The sequence below is a fragment of the Dactylosporangium sp. CA-233914 genome (assembly GCF_050942935.1).
Taxonomy (GTDB): domain Bacteria; phylum Actinomycetota; class Actinomycetes; order Mycobacteriales; family Micromonosporaceae; genus Dactylosporangium.
The window spans coordinates 3,152,230-3,163,633 of record NZ_CP192030.1; the positions used below are offsets into that span (position 1 = coordinate 3,152,230).

Here is an 11,404-nt window from a genome sequence, read left to right on the forward strand (position 1 = left end):
TCTCCACCGGCAAAGTGGCCCGCGACAGCGCCAAGATCAAGCCACAGCTACTCGCTCATCTCGGAGACGTTCCGGCGGCGCGGGTCAACAGGACCGCGCGAATCGGCCGTGGCCGCCAGTGGCGTAGTACAGGTCGGGGACGCGGCCGAGCCCGGCCGCGACCGGCTTCAGGTCGGTGCAGGTGTTGGCCTGGACCGCGGCGTCCCGGGTGTCGAGGTACACGATGAACGCCCCGTGATAGGTGTTCGCGGCGACCAGGTGCGGGTACCACGAGGCGTCGCCGAACTGCGAAGCCAGCCGGTCGTGCGTCGCCGTCTCGTCGTTGATGGGGTCGTTGCCGAGCAGGAACGAGGCGGCGGCCAGGGCCGCGCCGACGACGAAGAAGATCACCAGTGCGATCCGGTAAGACCGGCGGCCCGCTCCCGGCTCCTGCCCCTGCTGGATGCCGTAGTGCAGCGCCGTCCCCACGGCCGTGATCCACACCGCGGCGACGGTGAACGTGCGCTCGAAGCTCAGCTCGGTCTGCGTGCCGACCTGCGAGGTGAGCATGGACGCGACGGCGGCCACGAACAGCAGCCCCAGCCCGGCCTGGATCCAGCGCGGCAGTGTGACGAGCGCGTCCCAGAGCCGGTCCCACCCCAGCTGCCCCAGCCGCCCTCCGTTGATGACGAAGAGCGCGGAGCCGAACGTCAGGAACGCGGGGATGAACGGCAGCCAGGAGACCGCGTGGGCGTACGACGCGCCCGGAACGAACAGCGCAGCCAGCACGGCCACGTTGAACACCAGGCCGCACACTGACAGCGGCAGCACCTTGCGCACGACAGCACTCTATGGCCGGTGGCCCGTCCACGGCCATCGCCTTACCAGCCGACCTGAACAGCGCGCGGAGGCACCGATCTGCGGTGATGCGCGCTGCCTTCTCGAGCTGGCCGGTGATGTCAGCAACGCCACCGCTACAGTGCGGCCACGGCGATCATGGAGGTCCGGAACGGATATTCCAGCTGGTTGCTGCTGCGGCTGGAGCAGTTGCGCGCCGAGGACGGGGGCCTGCAGCGCTCGCCGAGGGGATGCGGCTGTGCCACTGGGCCGCCCCGCGGCTGACGGCCCCGGCGAGGTCACCCGCCGAACCACTCCCGCAGCTGCTTGGCCGCCTGGGCCTGGGCGAGCTTGCCGGCCTCCAGCGTGCCGGCCATGGCGAAGAACCCGTGGATCATGCCCTCGTAGCGGGTCGCCGCCACCGGCACGCCCTCCTGCGCCAGGCGGGCGGCGTAGCGCTCGCCCTGGTCGCGCAGCGGGTCGTACTCGGCGGTGATGACCAGCGCCGGCGGCAGGCCGGCGAGGCTCTCGGCCTGCAGCGGGGAGGCGAGCGGGTTGTAGGCGTCGTCGGGGTCGACGAAGTAGTGCGAGCGGTACCAGGCCACGGAGTGGTGGTTGAACAGGTACGGGTCGTCGTTGGCGCGCATCGACTCGTCGTCGGCGACCTGGTCGGTGTTGGGGTAGATCAGCAGCTGGCCGAGCAGGGCGGGGCCGCCGGCCTCCTGGGCCATGAGGGTGATGCCCGCGGCGAGGTTGCCGCCGGCACTGTCGCCGCCGACGGCGACCCGCGCCGGGTCGGCGCCGAGGTCGGCGGCGTTGGCGATGACCCACTCGGTGGCGGCCCAGCAGTCCTCGACCGCGGCCGGGAACGGGTGCTCGGGGGCGAGGCGGTAGCCGGGCACGGCGACGATGCAGCCGGCGGCGTTGGCGAGGGCGCGGGCGAGGGCGTCGGCGGTGTCGACGGTTCCCAGCACCCAGCCGCCGCCGAAGAAGTACATGAGCACGGGCAGGTTCGCCTCGGCGCTGGGGCGGTAGACGCGCAGGAGCACCTTGCCGCCGGGGCCGGGCAGCCAGTGCTCGCTGACGTCGTGGACCTTCTCGGGGCTGCCGCCGGCGGCCCGGATCGAGGCGAGGTCGGCGGCGCGGGCCGCATCGAGGGTCATCGTGTAGAGCGGGGCGACCCCGTCGCGCTCCTTGGCGTCGCGCATCTGTTGCACCTGCGGGTCGAGCGGCATCGAACGCGCCTCCCTCTAAACCAGAGCCGACAGCCGCTGAAGCACGGCCGTCGCGGCGATCCTATGGCTGTGAGCGTTGCCGTGCAGCCCGTCCTTCCCCGTGAGGGCCTCCCCGGCGGCGATGGCGGGGTGCTCGGACAGATCGACGTGGATGGTGCCGAGCCGGGCCGCGAGCGTGTTGGTGTGCCGGGCGAGCAGGGCCATCCGGTGCGAGAAGCCCGCGCCGAGCCAGGCGGGCATCAGTGGGTACTGCGGCATCACGAACACGGAGACCGTGATGACACAGGCACCGGCCTCCTGCAGCGGGCGGATGATGCCGGCCATGACCTCGTCGACCGCGTCGGCCCGCGCCTCGTAGCCGGGCCGCATGGCGTCGTTGGCCCCGCACACCACCATCGCGAGGTCGGGCCGGAACGCAAGCGCCGCTGAAAGTTGCAGATCGCGGACCTCGGCGGCGCGCAGGTTGCGCCGGCCCAGGTTGACGAACGCCTCCGGCGCCAGTTCGTCGCGTACCAGTTCGGCGAAGCCACCGGGCTCCTCGGCCACGCTGTCGCCCAGAACCGCGTAGCGCCGCCACGGGTGCGCATACTCCGTTGGCATGTAGACCTTTCGGCTCATGTGGCGGCGGGTGGTGTACCGATAGGCTAACGCCTATGGGGATCCGTCGGTGACACAACTGCGAACCGGCCCGCCGCTCCTCACCGCATCGGATTACCGGCACAGCGCGCACAATCTCGTCGAACCGGACGTGTGGGACTTCATCGAGGGCGGCGCCGAGGACGAGCGCACCCTGGCGGCCAACCTGCGCGCGTTCGAGCGCGTCCGGCTGCGCCCGCGGGTGCTCGCCGGCGTCCCGGATGCCGACACGAACGTCTCACTCTTCGGCACGTGGTTCACGACCCCGATCGCCATCGCGCCCGTCGCCTACCACCGTCTCATCGACGACGAGGGCGAGGTCGCCACCGCGCGCGGCGCGGGCCAGGCCGGCGCGCTCTTCGTCGTGGCCATGTTCGCCAGCCGCACCATCGAGGACATCGCCGAGGCGTCCGCTTCGAGCCTTTGGCTGCAGCTGTACTGGCTGCGGCGCCGCGACGTCATGCGCAATCTCGTCGAGCGGGCCGAGGCGGCCGGGTACGGCGCCATCATGCTCACGGTCGACGTGCCCCGCATGGGGCGGCGCTGGCGCGACATGCGCAACGGCTTCGCGATCGGCGGCGGCGTCGCGGCCGTGAACATCGACCCGGCCGTGATGGCCTCGGCGCACCGGCGCGACGAGGGATCCTCGGCGATCGCCCGGCACACCGCCGACTCGTTCGACCCGTCGCTGACCTGGGCCGACCTGGCCTGGCTGCGCTCGATCACCCGGCTGCCGCTGGTGCTCAAAGGCATCCTCACCGCCGAGGACGCGGCCCTCGCCGTCGAGCACGGCGCCGACGCGATCGTGGTCTCCAACCACGGCGGCCGGCAGCTCGACGGGGCCGTGGCCAGCCTCGACGCGCTCGTCGAGGTCGTCGACGCGGCCGGCGGGAAGGTCCCGGTGCTCCTCGACGGCGGGGTGCGCCGCGGCGTCGACGCCCTGGCCGCCATCGCCCTCGGCGCCCGGATGGTGCTGGCCGGCCGGCCGCCGCTGTGGGGGCTCGCCGCCGGCGGCGCCGACGGTGTGGCCGGGGTGCTGCGGGCCGCGACCGAGGAGCTGGCCCACGCCATGGTGCTCGCCGGGCGGCCGACGCTGGCCGCGCTGGACCGCAGCGCCGTACGCCTGTCGTCGTTGTCTGGAGGCGATGCCTGATGGTGGCCCTGAAACGCGAGGAGCTGCACGCGTCCGTCGTGGACCCGGTGTCGGCGTCGATGAACTTCCTCAACGAGGTCGCCGGGCGGTTCCCGGACGCGATCTCGCTGGCCGCCGGGCGCCCGTTCGACGAGTTCCACGAGGTCAGCGACATCGACAAGCATATCCAGGCGTACCTCAACCACCTGCGCGAGCGGGGCCTGAGCGCGGCCGCGAGCCGGCAGCTACTCACCCAGTACGGCCGGACCAACGGCCACATCGGCGACCTCATCGCCCGGATGCTCGACGTCGACGAGAACATCCAGGTCCCGGCGGCCGCGGTGATGGTGACGACCGGCTGCCAGGAGGCGATGGTCATCGCGCTGCGCGGCCTGTGCGCCGGCCCCGACGACGTGGTGCTGGCCGCCGAGCCCTGCTACGTCGGGCTCACCGGCGCCGCGCGGATCCTCGGCGTCGAGGTCGTCGGGGTGCCCGAGTCCGAAGACGGGCTGCGCCCCGAGACGGTCCGCGAGGTCGCCGCCGCCGTGCGGGCGCGCGGGAAACGGCCGCGGGCGCTCTACCTCGTGCCGAACTTCGCCAACCCCTCCGGCGTCTCCCTGCCGGTCCCCGTGCGCCGGGCCCTGCTCGCCGCGGCCGCCGACGAGGACCTGCTGATCCTCGAGGACGACCCGTACGGCCTCTTCGGCCTCGACGACGAGCCCCGCCCCACGCTCAAGGCGCTCGACGGCGACCAGCGGGTCATCTACCTCGGCTCGTTCGCCAAGTCGTACTTCCCCGGCGCCCGCGTCGGCTACCTCGTCGCCGACCAGCCCGTCGTCGACGCCGCGGGCCGCCACACGCTGCTCGCCGAGGAGCTGTCCACGGTCAAGAGCATGCTCACCGTCAACACCTCGGCGCTGTCCCAGGCGGTCGTCGGCGGCATGCTCATCGACTCCGGCTTCAGCCTGCGCGCCGTCAACCAGGCGAAGATCGCCTTCTACCGGCAGAACCTCACCACGCTGCTGGCCGCGCTGCGCCGGCACTTCACGGGCACCCCGGTGCGCTGGAACAGCCCCAGCGGCGGCTTCTTCGTCGTGGCCGACGTGCCCGTCGACGCGAGCGAGGAGCTGCTGGAGGTCTCCGCCCGCGAATACGGCGTGCTGTGGACCCCGATGCGCTTCTTCTACGTCGTCGGCGGCGGCACGCACGCGATCCGCCTGTCGTGCAGCGCCCTGGAGCCGGACCGCATCGACGAGGGCGTGCGCCGGCTGGCGGCCCTCCTGCTGCGGTGAGCATCGTCGACGTCTGGTTCGTCGACACCCGGGAGCCCTTCGCCGAGCTGCTCGACGCCGAGGAGGTCCGGCGCCGCGACACGCTGCGAAACCCCGGCGACCGGCGGCGGTTCGCCTCCGCGCACTCGGCGCTGCGCCGGGTGCTGCTGGAGCGGTTCGCCGACGTCGTCTGGGTGCGCGGCCCGAACGGCAAGCCGGCGCTGCGCGGCCACGCCCTGCAGGTGAACCTCTCCCACGCCGGGGACTGGGCGGCGATCGCGGTCACCGACGCCCGGCCGGTCGGGGTGGACCTGCAGGACCTGGTGGCCGGGCTCGACCACCTGGCGATGGCCCGCCGCTGGTTCCCGCCCGCCGAGGCCGACCTGGTCGCCGAGCACGGGGCGGGGGAGTTCGCGGCGCTGTGGGCGCGCAAGGAGGCGGTGGTGAAGGCGGCCGGCAGCCGGCTCACCCGCGGCCTGCCGCTGCCCGTGGCCGGTGACCCGCCGCCGCCGGTCGTGCACGACGCCACCGTCTACACGGTCGCCGACCTGCCGGCGCCGGAGGGGTTCCGGGCCGCTGTCGCGCTGGCCGGCCCGGAACCGTTCACCATCCGAACGAACTGACGCAGAGGTACCGCAGCAGCGGGTCGTAGTCGGCCAGCACGACCGGACCGTCCACGGTGGACAGGGCCGCCCAGACGCCCGTCATCGGCTGCGCCGGGTCGGCCAGCACCACGGTATCGGCCTTCACGTCGATGCCCGCGAGATGCCCGCCGAGCACGACCGTGGCCGGGCCCACGTCGCCGAGCAGGTCCACGACGTCCTGCGGGGCCGCGCCGCGCACGATCCGCGGCACCGAGGCCTCCATCGTGGACGGTCCCAGGTGGACGGCGACGGCGCAGTGCGCGGCCGGCACCTCGACCGGCACGCCCGGGTCGTACGGCAGGACGGACTGCTCGGCCACGACCAGCAGCGCCCGTTCGTACACACCGGCGCGGGCGTAGTCGCGCAGCAGCCGCAGCGCCGTGTGCGCCCCCGCCCGCCCCTGGTCCGACACCGCGAACGCCATCGGGCCGCCGGGGCACACGTGGCTCAGCCACGTCGCCGTCGCCCGCCCGGGCGCGATGTCCGGGATGTCGTAGGCGAGCACGAGCGCGTCGACGGGCTCGTCCGGCAGCAGGGCGGCGGCCATCTCGCCGTACGACTGCCCGCCCGGCATCGCCGCCGGCTCACCCAGCCCGTAGGGCGCCAGCAGATCGGTCAGGTACGTGGCCAGGCGAGCGGCGTGCGCGGGGTCGGCCGCCTGCTCGGCCGGGTCCGCGAACCGCCGCGCCACCGCGCGGCGCAGGCCCCACGGCACCGTCACTCCTCCGGCAGCAGGTTGCCGGCGACGTAGCTGGCGAGGGTGCCGACCGTCTCGAAGTCGTCGCGGCCCAGGTCCTCGACGCTGATCTCGCGCTCCAGACGGTCCTCCAGCTCCAGCACCAGCTCCAGGCCGGTGGTCGAGCTCATGCCCAGGTCGTCCATCAGCGTGGTGCCCTCGGACGCGTCGGGCACCTCCCGCTTGAGCACGCGGGGCAGCAGGGCGCAGATCGTCTCCACGACGTGCGTGCGCAGCGCCGGGTCGATGGTGGCGGTATCGGTCACGGGAACCCTCCAATGAATTCAGTGCTCGAGGACCATGGCGGAGAACGCGGCGCCGCGGCCGGCCCCGGCGGCGGCGATCACGTAGCGGTCCCCGGGCCGCAGCAGGCCGCGCTCGACCGCGGTCCGGTGGTTGATGAACGCGTCGGCGCAGAACACGTGCCCGAAGTCGGCGACGTGCGACAGCAGCACCCGCTCGAGCGGGTAGCCGATCCGCTTGCAGGTGCGCTGCCACGCGACCTGGTTGACGTTGTGGGGCAGGACGACCGCGATGTCGTCGAGGGCCAGGCCGGCCTTGGCGACGGCGGCGGTGACGGCCTCGCCGAGCGCGTCGTGGTAGATGCGCTGGAACTCCGCGGCGACCTCCTCCAGGTCGCCGTCGAACTCGCCGCGCAGCCGGGCCACGTAGGACAGCAGCCGGTCCCGCTCGCCGGACGCGGCGACCAGGCACGCCGAGGCGCCCTCGCCGAACATGGACGTCTCCGGTACGAACTGGGCCTCGCCGGTGAACGCCTTCTCCCCGGCCAGGACGATCGCGAGCCCGTCGTCGCCGTCGGCTTCCAGCAGCCGCCCGGCCAGGTCGACGGCGAGCAGCCCGGACGCGCACGCCTGCTGCCCGACGCCGAACGCCTGGGCGTGCCCGAGCCCGGCGTCCTGCAGGGCCTGGTGCAGGGGATTGTGCGGGTACGGCACGACGACCGGGAACGTGCGCGCGTAGAGCACGTAGCGCACCCGGGCCCGCTGCTCGTCGCTGAGCGCCAGGTCGGCCAGGGCCAGGCGCAGCAGCCCGGTCAGCGTCTCGGCGGAGCGCGCCGCGGAGCCGAGCTTGTGGTAGCGGCGGAAGACCCGCACCTGCATCGGGGTCAGGTCGAACGCCTCGGCGTAGGACTCGATCGGCACCCGGTCGGTGGGCACGAACGTTCCCACGGCGGCCAGCGTCGTCATGGCTCCTCCTCCAGCATCGCCACGGCCTCCCGCACCGCCAGCTCCTCGACCCGGCGCACCAGCGCCTCGGCCCCGGCCGCCGGCAGGCGCGCCGCGTCGGTGAACACGGTGAGCAGTAGACCGTCATGGTCGTCATCGATGTCGATGCTCAGCGGGTCGAACGGGTCTTCCTGGGCCACCGTCCACCGCAGCGATCCCGGCGGCGCCGACCGCAGGGCCTCGTCAGCGGGCACCGGCCCGGCGAAGCCCTGGCGGCTGGCGACCCGGCGGTCGTTGAACCACACCCCGGCGTGCGGGTCGGCGCCGGCCGCGGCGAACAGCTCGCCGACGGCGTCGGGGTCGACGTAGGCGTACTTGTAGGCCGCCATCGCCGCCGCTCCGACCCGGCGCAGCGCCTCGGCGAACGGTACCCCGGCGACGTCGGCCGCGCAGATCCCGCGCTGCGCCACCATCGCCACGACCCGCTCGAACCCGCGGCGGAACCGGTTGCTGACCATGGGCCGCAGCACCGCCGGGGAGTCCCCGGGCAGTGCGGCCGCGACGAGGGCCATGAGCACCTGCGAGGAGTCGACGTCGGCGCGCTCGGACAGCACGTGTACGGCGAGCGGCAGCGCGGTGGTCCGGAACTCCCCGCGCAGGAACGGCCCCTCGTCCATAGTGGACCGGGCCGGCAGGAGGGCGATCACGCGGGCCCAGTGCCGCAGCGCCGAGGCGTTCTGGCGCTGCCCGGCCGGCCCCGCCTGCCAGCGCGCCTGCTCCAGCGGCGGCGTCCCCGTCGCGGCGGGGGCACTGCGACGGTCGGCGATCTCGGCCAGGAAGATGCGGCCGCCGAGCCCGTCGGTGACCAGGTGCGTCATGACCGTGGACAGGTGCGTGGGCGCGCCACGGTGCCGGACCACGCCCATGCGCACCGGCCACTCCTCGACGAAGTCGTAGGGGCGGGCCCGGTCGCGGGCGTCCAGCGCGATGACGAACGCCTCGGGGTCCTCGCCGTCCGGGCAGTCGTACACGTCCAGCCCGACCGTCCCCCGGTCCGCGACACTCTGCAGCGGCCGTCCACCGTGGTCGAGCCGCAGCCGGGTGCGCATGGGCTGGTAGCGCTCCACGGCCCAGCGCAGCTCGCCGGCGACGTCGGCCAGGGTGGTGCCCGGGGCCAGCCGCGACCAGCCGCCGATGGGCAGCCAGGAGCGCTGCCGCAGCATCGTCAGCCAGATCTCGCGCTGACCCCACGACAGTTCGCCGAGGCCCGCCCCCGCCCCGGCGAACCGCACCGGGAGGCGGAGGGCGGGGCGCAGCGCGAGGGGCGGGTTGGTCAGCTCAGGCATTCGCCATCGCGGCGAGGTGCCGCTGGCGCATGAGGAACTTGCGGACCTTGCCGGTCGGGCCCACCACGATGTCGTCCTCACCGAAGACCACGACCTTGCGCAGCGTGGCGCCGGCGGCCGGGGTCAGCGCGCCGCGCACCGCCTCGGTGTGGTCGGCCGCGGGGTCGGCCCCGGCGTGCAGGGACAGCAGCACGTCGGTGACGACCTCGCCCTCGGGCGTGCGGGCCGACACGACCGTGCAGTCGCGCACCTGCGGCACCGCCCGCAGGATCCGCTCCTCGGACATGGCGGTGTAGAGGAACTCGCCACCGCCGAGGTCGATGGAGTCCACGGCCCGGTCGACGTGGTAGAAGTAGCCCTCCTCGTCGCGGTACATGAGGTCGCCGGTCAGGTAGTAGCCGCCGAGGCGGTTGCGGTAGGTGTTGACGTGGTCGTTCCAGTAGCCCGGTGCCAGCGTCGGCGACTTGAGGCCGAAGTGCCCCACCTGGCCGACCGGGACCTCCTCGCCGGTCTCGGTGTTCAGCAGCGCCACGTCGGCGAAGACGTGCGGCACGCCCACGCACCGGCCGTACCGCTCGGTGTCGGCGCGGTGCGTGATGTGGAAGGCGGAGTGGCCCATCTCGGTCGAGCCGAGGCCGTCGACGAAGCTGGAGCCCTTGACCCGGGTGACGCCCTCGCGGGTGACGACGTTGCGGCTGCCGGCGTTGACGAGGTTGCGGATGTGCGGCTCGTGCGCGCAGTCACCGGTGTTGAACCACAGCGACACCGAGTCGATGTCCTGCGCCGGCAGGTCGTAGCGGGCCAGCTCCGCCCAGGTGACGGCGAAGCCGAACACGCCGGTGGGCTTCCACTGCTTGATGGCCTCCAGTACCGCCCCGCCGTCGTCCTGCCGGGACAGGAACAGCAGCTCGGAGCGGTTACTCAGGGCGTGGTTGATGGTCATGATGCCGGCCGCGTGCGGCGCGGGCAGGGCGCTGAGGATGCGCTCGGTGCCCTGGGCGCGCGGGCCGCTGAGCCGGATCTTCCGGGTGGCGTGGAAGAGGCTGGCGTGCGAGTGCACGACCGCGGTCGGCATCCGGGTGGTGCCGGAGGAGTGGGTGATCGCGATCGGGTCGTCCGGGGCGTGCTTGAACGCGACCGGCGCCTGGGCCGGGTCGGCGGTGCCGGTCTCGGCCACGTCGTGCACGGCGATCCCGCCGAGGTCCTGCCCGGCCAGGCGCTCGCGGTGGGCCTCGTCGGTGAGCAGCGCGACCCCGCGCAGCTTGCGGATGTACTCGGCCGCGATCTCGCCGGGGATGTTCGGGTTCATCAGCGCCGGGACGGCGCCGAGCCAGGTCAGGCCCATCCAGTTGAGGAAGCAGTCGGCGGCCGTGGTCACGTAGACGGCGACCGGGTCGCGGCGGCGGATGCCGGCCGCGTGCAGCCACGCGGCGCGGGCCGCGGCGCGGGTGTACAGCTCGCCGAGGGTGAGCCCCTGCCACGCCGGGATGCCGTCGACGGGCGTGTCGAAGGCCATGCCGGGCCCGTCCAGCGGCGCGCCGTGCTCGACGAGCTTGTGCAGCACGTTGCCGGCCCCGACGGTCGGGTCGGCGGCCAGCACCGCCCGGATGTTCTTCGACGCCATGGTGTCTCCTTATTTCGCCGACAGGAAGGGCTTCAGGACCACCTCGGTGCCGTCGGCGCGCAGGCCGGCCGGCACTTCGGGAAACTCGTAGCGGGCCGGCGGGCGCCCGGGGACCAGCGCCCAGGCCTCGCCGGTGCCGTCCCCGGCCGCGACCGCCTCGACGGCGGCGGCCACGTCGTCCGGGCTGAGCAGCGGGATCTTCTGCTTGCGCAGCAGCCGCCCGGTGATGCCGAGGAACGGGGTGTCGGTGAAGCCGGGGCAGACGGCGTTGATGCGCACCCCGCGCGCGGCGAGGGGCGTGGACAGGGCGCGCACGTACCCGACGACGGCGGCCTTCGTCAGCGCGTACACGGGATTGGCCTGCTCGGGGCCGAGCGCGGCCAGGGACGCGACCGCGACGACCTGGCCGCCGGCGCTGCGCAGCGCGGGCAGCGCCGCGTCGATGCCGAAGACGACCCCGTCGAGGTTCACGCCCAGCGCGCGGCGGTAGCGCACCAGGTCGACGCCGGGGTCGGGCGGCACGTCGGACTGGATGCCGGCGGCGAGCACGAGCAGGTCCAGCGAGCCGTACGTGTCCAGGGCCCGGGCGACCATGTCGGCGTTGCCGGCCGGATCGGCGACGTCGGCCCGCACCGCGGTCCCGCCGACCTCCTTGGCGACCCGCTCGGCGGCGTCCGGATCCAGATCGGCCACCACGACCGCGTGCCCGTTCGCGGCCAGGCGCGCGCAGATGGCGGCCCCGATCCCGCCGCCACCGCCCGTGACGAGAGCGACCAT

Annotated in this window: 12 protein-coding genes; 3 read left to right on the forward strand and 9 right to left on the reverse strand. The window is 73.7% G+C overall.

What is annotated here, in order from left to right; translation table 11 throughout:
- Positions 1–84: 84 nt before the first annotated feature.
- The 3 genes from ACQPY0_RS14610 to ACQPY0_RS14620 form a co-directional block, all read right to left on the reverse strand.
- Positions 85–819, reverse strand: coding sequence for a hypothetical protein (locus ACQPY0_RS14610; protein ID WP_432988926.1), 735 nt, complete (start codon positions 817–819; stop codon positions 85–87).
- Between the two features lie 296 nt (positions 820–1,115).
- Positions 1,116–2,051, reverse strand: coding sequence for an alpha/beta hydrolase (locus tag ACQPY0_RS14615; RefSeq protein ID WP_432988929.1), 936 nt, complete (start codon positions 2,049–2,051; stop codon positions 1,116–1,118).
- A 15-nt stretch (positions 2,052–2,066) separates the two neighbouring features.
- Positions 2,067–2,669, reverse strand: a complete 603-nt coding sequence (locus ACQPY0_RS14620; protein WP_432988932.1) for a GDSL-type esterase/lipase family protein — start codon at positions 2,667–2,669, stop codon at positions 2,067–2,069.
- Positions 2,670–2,718: 49 nt separating this feature from the next.
- Between ACQPY0_RS14620 and ACQPY0_RS14625 the strand changes: the two genes are divergently transcribed.
- From ACQPY0_RS14625 to ACQPY0_RS14635, 3 genes are read left to right on the forward strand one after another with little or no spacing between them, the layout of a single operon-like run.
- Positions 2,719–3,840, forward strand: a complete 1,122-nt coding sequence (locus ACQPY0_RS14625) for an alpha-hydroxy acid oxidase (protein ID WP_432988935.1) — start codon at positions 2,719–2,721, stop codon at positions 3,838–3,840.
- Positions 3,840–5,111 (forward strand): PLP-dependent aminotransferase family protein, encoded by a 1,272-nt coding sequence (locus tag ACQPY0_RS14630; protein ID WP_432988936.1) that lies wholly within the window; start codon positions 3,840–3,842, stop codon positions 5,109–5,111. Before ACQPY0_RS14625 ends, ACQPY0_RS14630 begins: the two co-directional genes overlap by 1 nt.
- Entirely contained in the window at positions 5,108–5,713 is a 606-nt protein-coding gene (locus ACQPY0_RS14635; protein WP_432988938.1) for a 4'-phosphopantetheinyl transferase family protein, read from the forward strand. Before ACQPY0_RS14630 ends, ACQPY0_RS14635 begins: the two co-directional genes overlap by 4 nt.
- Here the strand turns inward: ACQPY0_RS14635 and ACQPY0_RS14640 are convergent.
- The 6 genes from ACQPY0_RS14640 to ACQPY0_RS14665 are packed head-to-tail and all read right to left on the reverse strand — an operon-like array spanning position 5,694 to position 11,404.
- Complete coding sequence (locus ACQPY0_RS14640; protein ID WP_432988940.1) at positions 5,694–6,449, reverse strand: 2-hydroxy-acid oxidase; 756 nt, start codon at positions 6,447–6,449, stop codon at positions 5,694–5,696. The two genes, ACQPY0_RS14635 and ACQPY0_RS14640, sit on opposite strands and share 20 nt — an antisense overlap.
- Before the next feature lie 2 nt (positions 6,450–6,451).
- Positions 6,452–6,736 (reverse strand): acyl carrier protein, encoded by a 285-nt coding sequence (locus ACQPY0_RS14645; protein WP_432988941.1) that lies wholly within the window; start codon positions 6,734–6,736, stop codon positions 6,452–6,454.
- 18 nt (positions 6,737–6,754) lie between these two features.
- Positions 6,755–7,678 (reverse strand): 3-oxoacyl-[acyl-carrier-protein] synthase III C-terminal domain-containing protein, encoded by a 924-nt coding sequence (locus tag ACQPY0_RS14650; RefSeq protein WP_432988943.1) that lies wholly within the window; start codon positions 7,676–7,678, stop codon positions 6,755–6,757.
- On the reverse strand, positions 7,675–9,003 hold the full coding sequence (locus ACQPY0_RS14655; protein WP_432988946.1) for a condensation domain-containing protein: 1,329 nt from the start codon (positions 9,001–9,003) through the stop codon (positions 7,675–7,677). Before ACQPY0_RS14655 ends, ACQPY0_RS14650 begins: the two co-directional genes overlap by 4 nt.
- Positions 8,996–10,627, reverse strand: a complete 1,632-nt coding sequence (locus ACQPY0_RS14660) for an AMP-binding protein (protein WP_432988948.1) — start codon at positions 10,625–10,627, stop codon at positions 8,996–8,998. The genes ACQPY0_RS14655 and ACQPY0_RS14660 overlap by 8 nt, the downstream gene beginning before the upstream one ends.
- Before the next feature lie 9 nt (positions 10,628–10,636).
- Positions 10,637–11,404 carry an SDR family NAD(P)-dependent oxidoreductase gene (locus ACQPY0_RS14665; protein ID WP_432988950.1) on the reverse strand — a complete coding sequence of 256 codons (768 nt, stop codon included), beginning with the start codon at positions 11,402–11,404 and terminating at the stop codon, positions 10,637–10,639.